The sequence below is a fragment of the Streptomyces sp. NPDC003248 genome (genome assembly GCF_055563235.1).
This window is the reverse complement of record NZ_JBVHDT010000022.1, coordinates 62,151-78,047: the sequence shown is the minus strand read 5'-3', so window position 1 is coordinate 78,047 and position 15,897 is coordinate 62,151. Positions and strand designations below refer to the sequence as shown.

The 15,897-nt window shown below is 70.7% G+C and carries 16 protein-coding genes; 4 read left to right on the top strand and 12 right to left on the bottom strand.

Going from position 1 to position 15,897, the window contains the following annotated elements:
- Window positions 1-193: 193 nt before the first annotated feature.
- On the bottom strand, window positions 194-484 hold the full coding sequence (locus ACZ3KJ_RS33485; RefSeq protein WP_467532559.1) for a hypothetical protein: 291 nt from the start codon (window positions 482-484) through the stop codon (window positions 194-196).
- Between the two features lie 302 nt (window positions 485-786).
- On the opposite strand from ACZ3KJ_RS33485, the gene ACZ3KJ_RS33480 reads away from it, so the two are divergent.
- The 3 genes from ACZ3KJ_RS33480 (at window position 787) to ACZ3KJ_RS33470 (ending at window position 3,328) form a co-directional block, all read left to right on the top strand.
- Window positions 787-1,494 (top strand): hypothetical protein, encoded by a 708-nt coding sequence (locus ACZ3KJ_RS33480; RefSeq protein WP_467532558.1) that lies wholly within the window; start codon window positions 787-789, stop codon window positions 1,492-1,494.
- Between the two features lie 164 nt (window positions 1,495-1,658).
- Window positions 1,659-2,429: a ParA family protein gene (locus tag ACZ3KJ_RS33475; protein ID WP_467532556.1), complete on the top strand. Its 771-nt coding sequence runs from the start codon at window positions 1,659-1,661 to the stop codon at window positions 2,427-2,429.
- Entirely contained in the window at window positions 2,429-3,328 is a 900-nt protein-coding gene (locus tag ACZ3KJ_RS33470; protein ID WP_467532554.1) for a hypothetical protein, read from the top strand. Before ACZ3KJ_RS33475 ends, ACZ3KJ_RS33470 begins: the two co-directional genes overlap by 1 nt.
- Window positions 3,329-3,485: 157 nt before the next feature.
- Here the strand turns inward: ACZ3KJ_RS33470 and ACZ3KJ_RS33465 are convergent, their stop codons facing one another.
- The 11 genes from ACZ3KJ_RS33465 to ACZ3KJ_RS33415 form a co-directional block, all read right to left on the bottom strand.
- Window positions 3,486-3,995 carry a hypothetical protein gene (locus ACZ3KJ_RS33465; protein WP_467532552.1) on the bottom strand — a complete coding sequence of 170 codons (510 nt, stop codon included), beginning with the start codon at window positions 3,993-3,995 and terminating at the stop codon, window positions 3,486-3,488.
- Window positions 3,996-4,129: 134 nt separating this feature from the next.
- Window positions 4,130-4,468, bottom strand: a complete 339-nt coding sequence (locus ACZ3KJ_RS33460; RefSeq protein WP_467532551.1) for a hypothetical protein — start codon at window positions 4,466-4,468, stop codon at window positions 4,130-4,132.
- Between the two features lie 10 nt (window positions 4,469-4,478).
- Complete coding sequence (locus ACZ3KJ_RS33455; protein WP_467532549.1) at window positions 4,479-4,979, bottom strand: hypothetical protein; 501 nt, start codon at window positions 4,977-4,979, stop codon at window positions 4,479-4,481.
- 86 nt (window positions 4,980-5,065) lie between these two features.
- Complete coding sequence (locus tag ACZ3KJ_RS33450) at window positions 5,066-7,435, bottom strand: hypothetical protein (protein WP_467532547.1); 2,370 nt, start codon at window positions 7,433-7,435, stop codon at window positions 5,066-5,068.
- 113 nt (window positions 7,436-7,548) lie between these two features.
- Entirely contained in the window at window positions 7,549-8,028 is a 480-nt protein-coding gene (locus ACZ3KJ_RS33445) for a conjugal transfer protein TraB (protein ID WP_467532545.1), read from the bottom strand.
- Window positions 8,029-8,040: 12 nt separating this feature from the next.
- Window positions 8,041-10,227, bottom strand: a complete 2,187-nt coding sequence (locus tag ACZ3KJ_RS33440; RefSeq protein WP_467532544.1) for a hypothetical protein — start codon at window positions 10,225-10,227, stop codon at window positions 8,041-8,043.
- Between the two features lie 337 nt (window positions 10,228-10,564).
- On the bottom strand, window positions 10,565-10,789 hold the full coding sequence (locus ACZ3KJ_RS33435) for a hypothetical protein (RefSeq protein ID WP_467532542.1): 225 nt from the start codon (window positions 10,787-10,789) through the stop codon (window positions 10,565-10,567).
- Window positions 10,790-10,792: 3 nt separating this feature from the next.
- Window positions 10,793-11,353, bottom strand: coding sequence for a hypothetical protein (locus tag ACZ3KJ_RS33430; protein WP_467532540.1), 561 nt, complete (start codon window positions 11,351-11,353; stop codon window positions 10,793-10,795).
- 85 nt (window positions 11,354-11,438) lie between these two features.
- Complete coding sequence (locus ACZ3KJ_RS33425) at window positions 11,439-13,265, bottom strand: hypothetical protein (RefSeq protein ID WP_467532538.1); 1,827 nt, start codon at window positions 13,263-13,265, stop codon at window positions 11,439-11,441.
- Between the two features lie 58 nt (window positions 13,266-13,323).
- Window positions 13,324-13,740, bottom strand: coding sequence for a hypothetical protein (locus ACZ3KJ_RS33420; protein WP_467532536.1), 417 nt, complete (start codon window positions 13,738-13,740; stop codon window positions 13,324-13,326).
- Between the two features lie 136 nt (window positions 13,741-13,876).
- Complete coding sequence (locus tag ACZ3KJ_RS33415; RefSeq protein WP_467532534.1) at window positions 13,877-14,263, bottom strand: hypothetical protein; 387 nt, start codon at window positions 14,261-14,263, stop codon at window positions 13,877-13,879.
- Window positions 14,264-14,850: 587 nt separating this feature from the next.
- Between ACZ3KJ_RS33415 and ACZ3KJ_RS33410 the strand changes: the two genes are divergently transcribed.
- Window positions 14,851-15,666 carry a GntR family transcriptional regulator gene (locus ACZ3KJ_RS33410; RefSeq protein WP_467532533.1) on the top strand — a complete coding sequence of 272 codons (816 nt, stop codon included), beginning with the start codon at window positions 14,851-14,853 and terminating at the stop codon, window positions 15,664-15,666.
- The last annotated feature ends 231 nt before the right edge of the window (window positions 15,667-15,897 follow it).

The following is a 15,897-nucleotide window of genomic DNA, read 5'->3' as shown; positions in this document are numbered from 1 at the left end:
GGGTTGAAGATGACTGGCAGAGCGCCCCAGCCGGACCAGCGCGCGAGGGTGCGCTGGTCCTCATCGTTGGCCGGGCGATGCTCGCGCTCCAGGACGCGCAGCGTCTCCAGGGCCGCGAGGTTGGCGCGGGCCCGCTCGCCCTGCCCGGCCGGCGCGAGGTCCCGCTGGCTCTCCGGGCGGAAGCGGGGCGGAGCTACATCTCCCGATGCTCCGTCCCCGGCTCCTTCTCCAGCCAGATCTCCTCCGCGTACACCAGTTCCTGCGCCTGCGACCGGGTCGCCCGCCGGGCCGCCGCGCGCTGCTCCATCGGCAGCTTCTGGAGGAGTTCGGTCGTCACCTGCCCGATCTTCTCCGTCACCCGCAGGTCCAGTTCCTGGAAGAACGCCGCCTGCTGCACCGGACCCCCCAGCGACTCCAGGGCCTGCGGCCGGTACGTCTCCCAATACTCCCGAGCCGTCTGCCCGTGCCTGCTGAGCTGCGTCACTGCGGTTCTCCTCCTTGTCGCGGAGCGGCGGCTCCACTCCCCCGATGCTCATACGCGTTCTCCCCCGCGGTGCTGGTAGGGCACAGGCCTAGGACCCGGTCCGGCACACCGTCACCACGGACGGGACCAGGGGCTCCCCCGGCCTCGCCCGGATGCTCAACAGCGGCCGGACATGATCCATCCTCTGTGACCCTACGACTCACCAACAGCGGATTTCCCCTGCCGCACCGGAGGTTGCCTCACGGCACCCCGCGTCACAGCGGCAGCAGCACGCGGCCTAATTATCTGGCTACATTTCCCCCATGGCGAGGGTGAACATGAAGTTCCACGTGGCGGTGACCGAGGACGCCCTGAAGGCGCTCAACGCGCGCCGCAAGGACGAGCGCGAGCGCGAGGAGGAGTGGATCGCCGCACGCCGGAAGGAGCTGATCCTGCCCGGCATGTCGCGGCGTGCGGCCGCATCTGTCCGCCGCGACATCCGGGCCCGGGTCGCACGGATGCGGCGGACCGGCGAGTTCGGCGGCACCCGGGACGACATCGTGACCCGCGCCGTCCGCGAGGAGCTGCGCGACCGCGGCCTTGACCGCAAGTGGCCCAAGCCTCCGGAGGGCGAGGTCGAGGCGCCGGGCCGCCCGTGGGGCACCCCGCCGAGCGCCCCCATGGGTGACGGCGGGTACACCCATCGCGTGTCGGTGAACCTGCCGTACAACCTCGGCGATACCATCCGCCGCGCCGCGTACTGGACCAGCAAGGAAGCCGTCGAAGCACTCCAGGACTGGGCCGACCGCTGGGGGGACGGGGTCGACGTCGCCCTCCGGGAAGCCGAGCGCGACGGCATCCCTGCCGAACTCGCCCTCATGTCCGCAGCCGGGCGACCCTCCGCACCGCAGTCCGCACTGGAGATCCGTGACCGCCTCCGCGCCCAGGTGCTCACCACCGGGGACCTGCTTCGCGCCGCGATCGACCGGGCGGCGGGAGCGAACCAGCCCGAAATCCCCGAGCAGTCCTGAGAGCGCCGTTCCAATTGGAACGGCTTCGTTCGATTAGAAATAGAACAACGGGCATGCTTTCGCAGGCTCAGCTCACCCTTGACGGCCGATGCTCGGTCGCCAGCTCGACCTCTGGCAATATGACCGCGTCCGAGTACCCACCAGGGGAAGCCCACGGAGGTCACATGCCCCCCCATGACAATCCCGAGCCAGAGCACCGCGCCAAGGTCATCACCACCTTCCAACAGAAGGGCGGCGCCGGGAAGTCCACAATCGGCATCAACGTGGCCGCTGTTCTGGGTGAGAACAACCCCCCTTCCGACCCGAACGACCCCAACTGCCCATGCCCGGTCGTCGCTGCCGGTATCGACCTCCAGGGCTCCCTTGACGAGTGGGCACGGAAGGTGCCCGAGGAACGCCTTCCGTTCGACTACGTCATCACACGCGGCAAGTTGGGCGAGCTGCCCGCCCTCGTGAAGGACCCCGCGGTCACCAGGATCGTGGTCGACACTCCCGGCTTCGCCGACATCGACCCGACGAAGGACCTGGACGCGGAGGACCCTCTGGGTACCGGACCGGCGGCTGAGGCGATGCGCGAGATTTTGGACCTCACCGATCTCGCACTCGTGCCGGTCGTTCCAGTGGAAACCCTGACCCACGGTCCAGCCGAGTACACCATCGAGCGCCTGCTGCGCCCGCACGGGATCAAGTTCCGGGTGGTCATCAACAACTGGGACTCCGGGGCAGATCGCACACGGGCTGACCTCAAGGACATGCAGGATTGGTGCGAAGTGCGCGGCTACCCGTACATGCCCCAAGCCATCCGGCGCTACAAGATCCACGCGAAGGCACCCGAAGCTGGTCTGACCGTGATCCAGTACCCGGAGAGCGGCACGGCGCTCCGAGCGCGCGAAGATTTCTACAAGTTGGCCCTGGCCGTGGAAGGACTGATCTGATGGGACGCCAGCGCGGCGCGTCAGCCCAGGAGCGCTTCGAGTTCAAGAGCGCCATCGACATGGCTCGGGCCCTGCCGAACCTCTTCCGCCCCATCTCGGGACAGCCCAAGACCCTCACCTCGGACGAGCGTCAGTCGCTTGCCCAGTGCGAGGCGGCCGTCGACACCCTGAAGTGGGCGTTCTGGTTGGCCGGCAAGGCGTTGCAGATCATCCGAGACAGTCGGCTGTACCGCGCGGAGCACGACAGCTTCGAGGACTACTGCTGGACCCGTTGGGGGATGAAGGCCAACTACGCGGGGAAGCTCATTCGCACATGGCAGGTCGCGGAAGCCCTGTTCGATTTGGCATCGAACAATTCGGTTCCAATTGGAACGCCTCGCCTGTCCCTGGAGCAAGCCAAGAAGGCCAACCAAGCTCAGGTGTGGGAGCTGGTATCCGTCCGTGAGACGTGGGACGTGGAGCACGCCGTCTTCGTGTACGCGACGGTGGCCACTTCGGACGTCCCGGTCACAGCCGAGGTCCTACGAGGAGCGGTCGACGCCCTCCCGAAGGGCGAGGAGTTCAACAAGGAGGCCGCCAAGGCAGCCATCCAGGCCTTCCTGGACAACTGGAGCGACGAGAAGGGTGAGGGGGAGGTCGACATCGCCGCCAAGGCGGAGAAGGCGATCTCCTCGCCCTGGGTGCGACGCCTGGCCCGGAAGGACAGGGCGGCCGCCGAGCGCTATCTCGACGCGCTTGAAGCGGAGATCGTGAAGTGCCGGGAGCAGCTCAGCGAGGCCGCGAAGCCCAAGCGAGGATCAGGGAAGGCGACGGAGGCGCAGGAGCAGCCCACCGAGGTCGAGAAGGATTCTGAGGCCTCGCAGACGGACGCCGAGAAATCGGAAGCTGTGGCTGCGTAAGTACCCCCGAACGCAAGAAGCGGGCCCCGTCCGAGGACGGGGCCCGCTTCTTGTTGTCCGCTCAGATGCTGTGCGCAGGCCGCGGTGAACAGCTTGGTGAACGGATCACCACCCGACTCTTGGAGGAGTTCCCACCAGGCGAGGGCGACCAGGTCGTTCAGCGGGTCGAGGATCCCAGGGCGGCCAGCCCCGCGGCGAGGGTCTCGAAGGAGTGGTGCCAGCTCTGATCGAGGCAGTAGGCGCCGTTCATCCCGTGGTCGGCGAGCTTGTAGAACCGCTCCTGACCGCTGGCCTTGGCGAGTCGGTGGAGGAGTCCGTTGGGCACTCGGCGGTCGGCGGCGTAGTGGGTGAGGCCGGAGAGGGCGAGCGCGCCGGCGACAGCTGCGGGGTTGAGGCGGATACCGAGGAGTCGGGAGCCCGCGACGAAGACGATCCCCTGGGTGGCGGTGTAGCGGATGACGTGGCGGATGCAGGCTGCGCGGCCACCCTTGGTGCCGACGGTGGTCTCTTCTCCGGTGTCCTCGTACTTGTAGGTGACGGGAGCGTCGTCGGTGGCGCCCTTGCACTGGGCGTCGAAGTCCGACTGCCCCCAGTGGTCCGCGTAGTCCGCCGCCATGCGGAAGAGGGCGTAGGCGGCGCCGAAGTGGGCGGCGAGGTTGCGGTTCATACTGAGGCTTCTCCTCGGTTGCTGGACTGGACGGGGGGTGCGGGGGCGGCCGTGCACCCGGCCAGAAGTCCGGCCGCTCCCGCGTCGGTGGCCAGTCGACGTTGTGCTTGACCGCTTGCAGATGGATCGGAGTGCTAGGCCGCAGCGTCGGTGCCGACGTCGAAGAGGCCGATCTGCATCTCCATGAGTTCCTGGCCGCGCTGGTCGTTGGCGCGGGCCCGCTCGGCGGCGAGCGCGTCTCGCCAGCAGGGCCAGCACCAGGGCCGCAGCTCCTCCGGCGGCGCGGCCGCGTTCTGCACGTCTGTGGCGTGCGGGGTCTGCGGAGCGGCCAGCAGGGGCTTGTTCTTGCCACTGCTGGCGGCGTTGCAGCGCTCGCCGTCGCCCGTGTGCGTCTTGCCGCAGGCGCCATGGCAGGCGCAGCGCCCGCCGTACTGTTCGAGGACGGCGGTCAGGACGTTCCCGGGTCGCGTCACGGTGTTCCCCTCAGCGGTCGAAGCGGTTGTGGGTGCGGGCGATGACGCCGCGGGTGTGGGTGGTGATCTCGGTGTTGTCCTGGATGACCGTGCCCTCGTAGTGGTGGTGGACGACGGGCGGGGCAGCCTCCACGACCTCCTTGGCTCGGCTGGCCAGGCGGCAGAGGGCGAGAACGACGGCCGTGGGGCCCCCGAGGACGATGCCGCAGACGACGGGGTCGGCGTACTGGGACAGGTACATCAGAATTCCGGCGGACACGCTGACCATGGACACCGATCCGGCGCCGGCGAGCATGAGGACGCTGGTGTCGGTGGCGCGCTGGCTCATGGCGGTCCGGCCGGGCTGCGGCTCGGGCGGGGCGGTGCCGACGGCGGGGACCGGTGCCACGTCCTTGTAGAAGGTGGCGACGGGGGCGTTAGTGCTGTAGCCCTCGGCGATGAGGCGAGCGGCTTCGGCCTCCGCCTCGGCTTCGCTGAGCGCGCGGCCGGCGGGGCGGTCGGGGTGGTTCACTGGGGTGGCTCCTTCGATGCGTTGGGGGAGTGGGCAGGGGACCGGCCGGTCTTGACGGAGTAGCCGGTCCCCTGCCGTTTCGCGGCTCAGGGCAGGCGGTAGACGCCCTTGCCGAGTGCGACGAGACCGCCTTCGTTGGCGAGCGTGCTGACCTCGTTGTTCACGCTGCGGGTGGCGGGGCCGCCCTCGGTGCCGCAGCCGACGGCGGTGCGGATCTCCCGGAGCGCCAGGCCCTCGGGGTGGCCCTGGAGCGCGGCGAGAATCCGTTCGCGGATCGTCGGGGCCTTCGCCTTGGCGGCCGCCATGGGTGACGGCGCTTCGGGGAATTCCTCGGCGCCCTGCTCCGTGGCCTTGCTGTCGACCTCCTGCGAGCCCGTGGCGGGCTCCGGCTCGGTGCTGGAGGTGCTGCTGCCGCCGGGCCCCTGCGGGGGCCGTGACGGGCCGCCTGCGGCCTTTCCTGCGTCCTTGGCGGCCGCGGTGCCCCGGTGGGCGTACGCGGCGCCGGCGGCGCGGGCTTCCTCCGGGGTGAGCGTCGGCATCGGGCGGCCGTCCATCAGTTCTTCGAGCTGCGGGTACAGGCCGTTGACCTTCTTCAGGACGAAGGTCCGGAACAAGATGGCCTTGCCCTCCGTGATCAGCCATCCCATGCCGGGCGTGGGCACGCCCTCGGTGGCGGCGGTGCCCTCGAACAGCTCCTTGGCCCCGGCACCCTCGTAGATCCGCTCCGGGATGGGGGAGACGTGTGCGCCGACCGGCGCGATGCCGTCCAGGCCCATGCCCTGGGTGGAGGAGGACGCGGTGCGCAGCAGGAAGACGTGGCCCTCCTTGCCCTTCTCGCGGATCTCGTGGTTGTCGCCCAGCTCCTTGAGGTGGAGCGACTGCACCGCGAGGTCGACGCCGATGCCGACCTTCTGGCCGGTCTTCTGGAGGTCGCCGATCATCCAGGCGGCTTCCTTGCGGACCTCCTGGTCCAGGCTGCTCAGCAGGCGGTTGATCTCGTCACCGGTCCACTGGATCAGGCGCCACCGGCCGTGGAAGTCGAAGTCACCGCGGCCGCGCGAGTGGGCCTCGCGGTACTCCTTGACCGCGTGCAGCGCCCGGAGTTGCTGCATCGTCTCGACGGGGCCCTTGGCCATCCAGTCGATGCGGCCCTCCATCTCCGGCATCGACATGCCGCCCTGGACGTCGGCCATCCAGGAGATGACGCCCGAGATTCGCTGAGCGGCACCGAGGATGCGCATCAGGCCCGACTTGCCCGCGCCGGTGGTTCCGGCGGTGATGCCGTGCTGCGCCCTGCCCGTGTCGAAGTTGAACAGTTGAATCCTGGCGACGCTCCCGTCGTGGGCGACGCCGATCGAGATGCGCCCGCGGTCGTCCATCGTCAGGTCCTCGACCGTGGGCGACCGGACGTGCAGCAGGGGGTTGGCCCGGTAGATGTAAACGACCGCTTCGCGCGGGCCCGCGCCATCCATGACGAGGCGGGAGATGTCGTCAATCCCGAGCGCGGAGCACAGGGCCTCGTGGTTGACCCGGAGCGTCTTGCCGCGCGGGGCCGCGATCCGCAGCCGGATCTGATCCTCGCCGATCGCGTACGCGACCAGGTCGACGCCGGGGGCGGCGCCACCCGTGCAGTTGACGTGCTCGGCCCAGATGCGTTCCAGGGAGGCACCGGGGTCCTCGGCCTCCACCTCCAGGGCCTCGCGTGCGCGCCGATCCTCAGCGAGGCAGGGTGCGACCTGGATGGCGAGGCGGCCGGGACCGTACCCGGCGACCGGTGCCGTGTCGACCGCGTCGACCGGCACGTCGAAGACCCCGGCAATGGCCCGCTCGTCCAGGGTGCGCGGCACGGTGTGGCCGGCGGGGGCCAGGACGATCGCCTCGAAGTCCGGCCCGTCGGGGTCGTACTGGCGGATGCCCTCCAGGGTGGTGTCCCCGGTGGCCTGCGACTGATTCCACAGGGCCCGCATGTGGTCGGCGAAGGTGACCGGCTCCGCGTCCACGACCTCCGGCTCACCCGCGAGGACCGGGAGGTTGCCGACGGCCCGCTTCAGGCCCTTGGAGCGGGTCCAGGGCGTCATGGGGACCATCACGGCCGTCCAGGCGGCCGCGCACAGCATCGGCCACCCGTCGGGGTAGTCGAAGACGGGGACCAGCAGGCCGCCGGTGTAGGCGGCCGTCCACCCGAGCACGGGCAGGGCCCGCAGCGACGAGGTGAGCCGCCGCGTCCAGTCGTCGGTGTCGCTGCGCTTCCACAGGCCGACGCTGGTGAGGGCGCCTGTGGCCAGGGCCGCGCCGTGTGCCCACCACGGAACGTCCGTCACCGGGCCGACGGCGGCCCAGGTGCCGGCGGCGGCGTACACGGTGCGCTCCGCCCAGGCGAGGCGGTGGGCGGTCCTACGGGTCAGCCCCCGCTCACCGGCGGCGGCATCGGCTTTCACGACGTCGGTCGTCGTCATCGTCATTTCCCCTCCGGGAGAAAAGAAAGGGGGAGGGGCCCCGGCGCTTTCGCCGGGGCCCCTCCCGTGGGGCTTTCCGCCCCGGCGCTTTCACGGCCGGGGCGGCTGTTCGGTTACTTGACTTCGTTGAATCCGGGCTTGGGCTGCTGCACGCCCATGGACTGCACGGTCTCGTAGATCCCGCCGTATTCGCTCTGGTGGGAGTCCGCGAAGCCCTGCGCGTCCATCTGCATCTGGTCGGCAGCGCTCACCAGGTCGCCCGATGCATCGGCGACTTCCCGCAGCGAGTTGGCGCCCTCCATGATGAGAGCGGTGAATCGCGGCTCGACTTCTGCCGCGTCACACATCTCCGACATGTTGCTCGCCTTATCGGCGTTGCGGCGAAAGAGCCCTTGGAGAATCCAGATCTTCTCTTTGAGCCACAGCGCCCGCGCGGCGAGCGTGGTGACCGCAAGCCCGAGGCTGACGAAGCCCAGGTTGCTGTCGGGGATCGCCGGGAGGTTGTCGCCGCCGACGGGGACCGCGGGGACGTAGCTTTCTCGGGGGACGATCTCCCCGGATACGACCTGGCCGGGCACGATTTCTCCGGACACGGGGGTGACCTCCTAGTTCTCGTTGTGCACGCGGGCGGACGGGGTACGAAGGCCCGCGTCCGCGGTCGCCTGGGTGAGCGGCCGGTACGCGTCGTCCATCTCGGTCTTCGCGGTCTCGCAGGTCTCGGCCGCGTGGAGCGACTTGACCGACATCTCCTCGGCCTTGCGGGAGAGGACTTCCATCGACTCGGCAAGCTTGCGCATCGCCCAGGCGGTGACGCGGCCGATGAGGTTGTGCTTGACGGCCAACCGGGCGGCCACCTCGTCCAGCGCGTACATCAGTTCCTTGGCCTGCGCCGAGAGCTGAAGGCAGTCGTCGTGCGCGGCGAAGGCCTCCGAGACCACCTCGTCCAGGAAGTCCACGACGTCATCGAGCGTGACTTCCGTCGCGTGCTTGGGGTTCATCCCGTCGTCCATCGCGGTCGTGACAGCTCCGGTCTGTACGGCGGGCGAGTTACCCACGGGGGCCTCCTTCGTGTTCGTGGTGGGACTGCCGGTTTCGGCGGGGATGCCGCGGGCCCCGGTGGTCAGGAGCTCGCGCGGGGAGGCCTGGTAGCCGGGCGGAGAGACCTGCTCCGTCACCCACACCTCCTGTTGCTGCGGGTCGGTGTCCCGCATGGAGTCGTAGGCGCTGCGCCGTTCCCCGCGCGGCGGCGGGGTGTAAAACTCCCAGCCGCTCCCGGGGGAGTCGCTGGTGTCCTCCGCCTTGGCCCGGGCCCGTTCGCTTGTGCGGCGGGCCCGCTCCTTGCGGCTGGCCTTGCGCCGGTCGGCGGGGCCGGTGCCCGAGGCGGAGCCGCCGCGCTTCTTCTTCGACTTCGGCTTCACCCGCACCTTCTGCTTCCTGCCGGGCCCGGAGGCCTTCGTGCCGCCGCCGGGCTTGGGCTTCTTGGTCAGGTCGACCTTGGGCGCGGTGGCGGTCGCAGAACCGCCGGCGGGCTTCGGCTTCTTCGTGAGGTCGACCTTGGGCGCGGTGGCGGTCGCAGAACCGCCGGCGGGCTTCGGCTTCTTGTTCAGGTCGACCTTCGGCCCGGCCGGTGCAGACCCGCCGCTCTTGCCTCCCTTCTTCTTCGACTTCTTGCGCTTGACCGTGGTCAGCACCGGCGGGGCGGGGTTCTTACGGCGCTTCTTCAACCGGCACCGTGCCTCCTTGGCGACGGCCTGCCCGAGCGTCGTACGGTCCGCGTCGGCGGCGGCCGCCGTCTCCTTCTTCTTCCGGCGGGCCTTGGCCCGGGCCTTGCGCGCCTTCTGCTTGGCCTCGAAGCGGTCCTGGCGGACCTGCTCCTTGCGGGCCTGCTTCGCGTCGGCCCGGGCGTTGCGGACCCGGTCCTTGATGTCCTGCCGGGCGTCCGTCGCGCGGGTCTTGCGGTCGCGGGCGGCGTCCCGGTCCTTGGCCCGGTTCTCCTGCCGGGCCGCCTGCCGGTCCGCGCGCCGCTGGTGCTTGCCGTCCTGCCGTGCGGCGGTCCGTTCCTGGCGGCTGCGGGCTCGCTCCAGCGCCGGGCTGGACTTCTTCGAGCTGGGGGACTTGCCGCCCGAGGGCGACTTGATCCCCGACCCCGAGCCGCCGCCGTTCTTCCCGGAGCCCGGAGTCTTCGAGCCGCCCTTGCCCTTGCCGCCGACCGAGCCGAGCCCGGTGGACGCCTTCGGCGAGGTCTTCTTGCCGCCCGGCGTCAGCCCGCTGCCCGAGCCGCCCTTGCCGCTGCGGCCGGGCCCGGTCCCGCCGGCACCCTTGCCGCCGCCGGTTCCGCCTCCCTTTCCGCCGCCACCCATGAGGGAGCCGCGGCCGCCGCCGAGCGACTTCCGGCCGAAGTCCTGGCTGGAGGGGATCGACTTGCCGCGCTGCTGCGCCGCCTTGTCTCCGATGCTCTGCATGGCGAGGGCGTGCTTGGCGGCGACCTCCTCGCCCGCGAGTCGGTGCTTGAGGCGGGCCTCGCGTAGCGGGGCCAGTTCCTCGGCTCGCTCCTGGCGCCGCTGGCGCCAGTCCGTCAGGGCGGTTGCGGTGCCCCGCAGTGCGGCGAGCGCGATGGCCAGGGTCGCCGCGAGGCCGAGGGCGGCGACGCCGGGGCCGTCCGCCTCGTCGTCACCGTCGTCCCGGCGAGCGGGCACCGTGCCCTCCGAGCGGAGAGCGACGGTGCCCGCGGTGCCGGTCGCCCCGGGCGCCGGCGGGAGGGCCGGGGTGAGGTCGGCCAGGGAGTCGGCCACCGACCGGCGCCGTCGGGAGGGGACCACCATCCCGTCGCCGCTGCCCGTGTCCGGACCGGGAGCCGAGGGAGGGGGTTCGGTGGGCGGGGCCGGGGGCGCCGGGGGAGGGGCGCCCGGGATCGGGGGGAGCCCCGGCGGGGCCCCACCCCGAGATCGGAAGGAGACGACGTTGCCGTTCCGGTTGTCGTCCCGAGGGTCATCAGCCACGTGCTCTCCAGGGTTGACAGAGGGTGACCGGGTAGGAGATCCTCGCGCGCCCGCGCGCCCGTGCGCCCGCGCGCCCGCCTTGGCCCCCCAAAACCGGTCCGCCCCCGGGTGATGATGATGGTGATGACGCTTACGCGCCGTGACTGCCGTCGTGACGGCCGGTCCAGTTCTCCAGCGTCCGCGCGAGGTCATTCCACAATTCCGGATTGGCCTTGCAGATCGCGCGGGCCCGGTCCCACCAGGCATCCGCCAGACCCGCGTCACCGCGCGTTTGGACCTGCCGGGCCTGCCGCTCCGCCCAGTGGGCGGAGCGGCGGGCCTTGCGGACCTCGGAGATCGAGGGCACCTGCTGCACTGCTCAGGCTCCCTTGCGGTCGAACAGGTCGTTGACGCCCCGGACCGTGCGGCCGCCGGACGCCTTACCGGCGTCTTGACCTGCGGTTTCGCTGCTCTCCTCGTTGTCGATGTCGGGCCGGGCGGTCATCGCGCCGATCGTCTTGTTCAGCGACTTCGTGGCGAAGGTGTTCACCTGGTCGCGCCGGTCGGCCTTCGCCTTGGCCTTGGCCGCCCGCTGACCGGGCAGGGCCTGGATGACGCGGACGTGGTCGGCGTACGCGGTGCGCAGGCCCTCCGCGCCCCGCGCCGCCTCCCGCGAGCCCTTGACCAGGCGGTTCAGGTGCTTCTCGACCTTCCGAGCCCGCCGCCGGGCCGACCACCTGCCGTCTCCCTCCACGTGCTGGGAACGCAGGACGGCCTGGAACATCGCCCGGGCCGCCTCGTACTCGCTCTGGTCGTCGTTGTGTACGCGCTGCCGGTCCAGCGTCCAGGTGGTCAGGTGGTCCAGGTTGAGCAGGGGCCGGAACTCCGCCGGCACCCGGTTCAGGACCTCGTCGTTGTTCGTGTGCTCGATCTCGGGCACGGGGTGATCTCCTCTCGGGGGGATGGGGCCCGCCGACCTCGGGGGGCAGTAGCGGGCCCGGCCCGCGACGTACGTGCCGCGCGGGTCAGCGAGCGGCGAGGTGCTTCTCTCGGTCCGCAGGGCTCAGGAGCCCCGCTTCGTCCAGCAGCCGTACGGCCCGGTCGCGGTTGCATCCGACGGCCGTACGGGCGGCGTTGACGGTGACGAACCTGTCCTCCCCGCGGGGCAGGCCCCGCAGGATCTCGATCGCCTCTTCGTCCGTACGGACCGCCGCCGTACGTCCGCCCGTACGGGGGGCGGGCGTACGGGGCGTACGGGGCTTTGCCGTACGGGCCGCCGTACGGTCCGTACGGGGTGCGTCCGTACGGTCTGCCGTACGCCCCGTACGGGCGGGGTCCGTACGGGGCTCCGTACGGTCAGGGTTGGGGTCGGCCGTACGGTGCGGCTCGGGGGTCGCCGTACGGTCGGGCTCGCCCCGTCCGGCGGACGGGGCGTCCGCGTCCGTCTCGAGCTCGGCGGGCGCCGTCGCCTTCTCCTCGTGGTCGTTTTCCAGGAGGCGGTGAACCCGCCAGACGATGGCGACGACGACGAGGACCGCGACGACGATGAGCCCAATGCTCGGGTGCTGCTTGCCGTCGACCACGGTCACGCCCGTGCCCGTCATGTCGGCCACGTGGTACGTGATGTTGGTGGCGGCCATCAGCCCGAGCGCGTACGGCACGTCCTTCCGCATGCGGAACGCCGTGACCGCGTAGACGTCCAGGCCCACCGGCATTGCCCACCCCAGGTCTCCGAACGGCGTACTGCCGAGCCCGACCATCCGGGCGAAGGCCCATTCACCGGAGGCGGTCAGGGCGATCACGGCCGCGAGGGCGATCCAGATGCTGCCATGCTTGATGACCTCCCCCCGGTCCCGGGTCCTCTTGAGGCTGGCCGCGCGCTTCTCGGCGATGCGGCGGGCCTCTCGGGCGGCGTCCAGTTCGCGGTTGGCTTCCGCGAGCTTGGCGTCCGCCTCCTCGCGCACCGCGCCGGCGGCGGTCCGGGCTTCCTTCTCCGCCTCCCGGCGCAGCTCCTCGAACTCGGCTGCGAGCCGAGTCCGCTGCGCCTGCCGCTCCCGCTCGTGCTGTTCGCCGAGCTGACGGAACTGGCTCTCGATGTCCGCCCGGGCGGCGTCCACCTCCTCGCGGTAGGCCGCGAGTTCGGCGTCGATCTCCGCGCGGCGCGCGCTCAGCTCCTCGTCCAGGTCGAGCCGGGCCGACCGGCGGGTGAGGTCCAGCTCCGAGTCGAGGGCGGCCCGCGCCGTCCGGATCTCCACCGCCTGGTCCTGCGCCTCACCGACGATGCGGGCGGCGTCGTCCAGGGCCTTGCGGTAGGCGGCCTCCGCCGAGGTGCGGCGCAGCTCCACCAGGGCGTTCGCCCGGTCCTCCGCCTCGGCGAGCACGACGCTCACCTGCTTCTCGGCGTCGGCGAGCAGGCTCTTGGCCTGCTCCTCGGCGGCCGCCATGACCTCCTCGGTCTCGGCGGCCGCCTCGGTCCGGGCCCGGTCGAGGATCGCCTCCGCGTCGCTGCGGGCACCGGCGCGGATCGTGTCCGCGTCGCCCTCGACTCGGCGCAGCCGCTCCCCGACCTCTTCGGCGGCTTCCACCAAGACGCGCTTCGCGTCGGCGGCCGCCGCCCGGCGGATCTGGTCCACCTCGCTCTTGGCGGCCTGGATCAGCGCCGCCGCTTCCTGAGCGCCGGTCCACCGGGCGCCGTCGATCACGTCGGCGGCGCGGTCACGGAGATCCGCGTCCAGGGCCTCGCTGTCTTCCCCCGCCCCCGGTTTCGGCGGCGGGGCCGCCGCCTTGGCCGGGCGGCGCGGCGTCGTCGTCTTCCGGGCGTTGGCGTTGCGGGCTGGCTTTCGGGCCCCCACACCGACCTCCTCTCATGCAGGTGGCCGCCTCCCGGCGGCCACCTCGGTGTTCGGTCCGTCAGCCCCGCACGCGGCGGGCGGCGGTGCGGCCAACGGAGTTGGCCGCGGTCGAGATCCACTCGACGGCACTGCTGGCGCGCTCGACCAGCGCGTGGTCACCGGCCCGCCTGCACGCGGACTCGATGGCCGAGCAGCGGTCGTCCACCCAGTCGGTGAGCTTCTCCAGTCGCTCGGGGATGCGGTTCTGCACCTCCCACAGCAGCTCGCCGAGGGCATAGAACGGCATCGCCGCGCCGGTCCACATCAGCAGCGTCAGCCGCAGGCGGAGCCGGGCCAGCGGGCCGGGGGCGTTCACGACGACGAGCAGGTCCAGCAGGTGCTCGAAGTCGTCGGCGGACCAGCCGTCCATCGGTCCGTGCTCGTAGTAGAACTTCTTGACGGCCTTCTTCGGCCGGGTGAGCAGGATGAGGGTCACCGTCGTCCTCCGATCCCGGACATGGCCTGTCCGTGGCGCTGCAAGTCGGCCTGTGCACGCTGTCGGGCTTCCTCCGCCTTGCGGGCCGCCTCAGCGGCCTCGGCAGCCTGGGCGGCCTGGGCGGCAGACTCGGCGCTCACAGCAGGTTGGAGGGGTCGGCGACGGCGATGCCGGTCAGCACGGCCAGCTCCTCGGGGGTCACCCACTCCTGCGGGATCAGCACCCGCAGGGTGACCGTCCCCTGGCACATCGAGCCGGTGACGACGAGCTGCCCGTCGGGCAACTGGCCCGGGCGGGTGCCGTCGATCTCCTCCAGCAGCGCCGGCAGGACCTTCACCGCGTCCGCGGTGACCTTGATCGTGGCGACGATGCGCGAGGGCGCCACCTCGAAGGCGACGCTCACGCCGAGGCGGGCCAGCTTCTGGACCGACTCGAAAAGGGGAAAAACCTCGTTGACGGCCTCTTGAACGTCCTCGGTGATCCCGGTGGACGACAGGGGCATGTCGGCGGGCATGATGGTCATGCGGATCAGTTCCTTCGCTGGTAGATCCGTGGACCCCCGACACGCACGAGCGCTGCAACGCCTGTGCGCACGTGTCGGGGGTCGCGCCGTCTGGGCGGCGCAGTTGAGCGGCATCTGCCGCAGCGCCCCGGACCGGACTCGAACCGGTCGCGCTGCCTGTGGGGCCCGCGATCTTCGCCCTTGTCTCACCGCACGTCTCGGCTCCACCTGCCCCGCAAGGGCAGCATCGGGAGAAGGTGCTTACTGCTCTCGTGTGCGGCAGGGCCTACGGCTTGTCGCTGTTGCCTGCGTACTTCTGACGGCCGCTTCTTCCCGTGTTCAGGTCGCGGTGCGTCCTCTGTGGAGTTCTCAAGCAACGAGCGGCCAGCCAGCCTCAGCCCGCGAGGGACCTCCGCTGACACCGTCACGAGCGGAACTAAAACCTAGGTTTTTGCCGCCCTGGGAAGATGACACCATGACCGACGAAGCGTGTCAATAACCCTAGGTTTTTTCCTCACCGCCTGGACAGTGAGGTGCAATGAGCGTTAAAACCTAGGTCTGAACTAGTGTGGTGGTGACGCCCAGTAGCCAAGGAGAGATGCGTTCCGATGACCGAATCCAGCTCCATCAAGTGGCGACAGCTCGCAAACGAGCTGCGCGCCAAAATCCAGGACGGGACTTACCCGCCGGGATCGACATTGCCGCAGCTCAAGGCGTATGCGGGCGAACGGGGGATTCACCACGAGACCGTTCGCGCGGCGTACAAGGAGCTGGAGAAGGAAGGGCTCGTCCGGACGATCCAGCGCAAGGGGTCCGTCGTCCTGGAGCCCCCCGTTCGACGACGGATCACGCGCGGCGTGACTATCACTCGCGACCCCGCTCGCGGCTATGTGTTCCCGGCCGCCTCACGGCCGGATGAACCGTGGCAGGTCCACGGCCGCCCGTTCCGCGAGGTGGTCCCCGCCCCGGCCCAGGTGACCGACCAATTCGAGCTGGAGCCTGGCGCCGAGGTGCTGCGCCGTCGGCGTGTCACCAGCCCCGCCGGCGAACCGCCCTTCCAGCTCGTGGACACGTGGCTCAGCCCCGAAGCCGTGGAGACCGCCCCCAGGATCGCCGAGCCGTCACCCGGCCCTGGCGGCTACCTGGACAGGCTGGAAGAGGCTGGCCACGGCCCGATCGAGTGGGAGGAGACGTCTCGCATTCGGATGCCGGACCGCGAGGAGGCGAGGCTGCTGGAAATCGCCCAGTCCATCCCCGTGCTCGAGTCCACGATCGTTGGGACATCGGCCCTTACCGGCAAGCCGATCGAGGTCACCGTCCGCGTGATCCCGGGAGACCGGGTCGAGCTGGCGGGAAAACTCCAGCGGGGTGAATCGGCGCAGTGGCCCGTTGACCCAGTCGAGACACCGGAAGAGACCAGCTGACAGCCCTGACCAGAGGGATCGGACTCCGGCGCGTCAGGCGACACTCCGAGATCGGGGGGGTGTGGCGCCAAAGCCCGCGCCGGAGGAGGAGAATGCGGCCCGTACGCCTGTCGCGGCTGCTGACCATACCGGTCAGCATCGCGGCACTCCGAGTAACCGCGCCCGCGGCGAAGCCCACGGAACCGAGAGGCCCCGGCATGAAGGTCACCTCACGCACCCCCGCACCCCGAC

Coding starts and splice junctions, on each gene's coding strand:
- ACZ3KJ_RS33450 (WP_467532547.1), bottom strand. CDS start 7,435: ATGACGACGACCGACGTCGTGAAAGCCGATGCCGCCGCCGGTGAGCGG.
- ACZ3KJ_RS33470 (WP_467532554.1), top strand. CDS start 2,429: ATGGGACGCCAGCGCGGCGCGTCAGCCCAGGAGCGCTTCGAGTTCAAG.
- ACZ3KJ_RS33475 (WP_467532556.1), top strand. CDS start 1,659: ATGCCCCCCCATGACAATCCCGAGCCAGAGCACCGCGCCAAGGTCATC.
- ACZ3KJ_RS33410 (WP_467532533.1), top strand. CDS start 14,851: ATGACCGAATCCAGCTCCATCAAGTGGCGACAGCTCGCAAACGAGCTG.
- ACZ3KJ_RS33480 (WP_467532558.1), top strand. CDS start 787: ATGGCGAGGGTGAACATGAAGTTCCACGTGGCGGTGACCGAGGACGCC.
- ACZ3KJ_RS33465 (WP_467532552.1), bottom strand. CDS start 3,995: ATGAACCGCAACCTCGCCGCCCACTTCGGCGCCGCCTACGCCCTCTTC.
- ACZ3KJ_RS33415 (WP_467532534.1), bottom strand. CDS start 14,263: ATGACCATCATGCCCGCCGACATGCCCCTGTCGTCCACCGGGATCACC.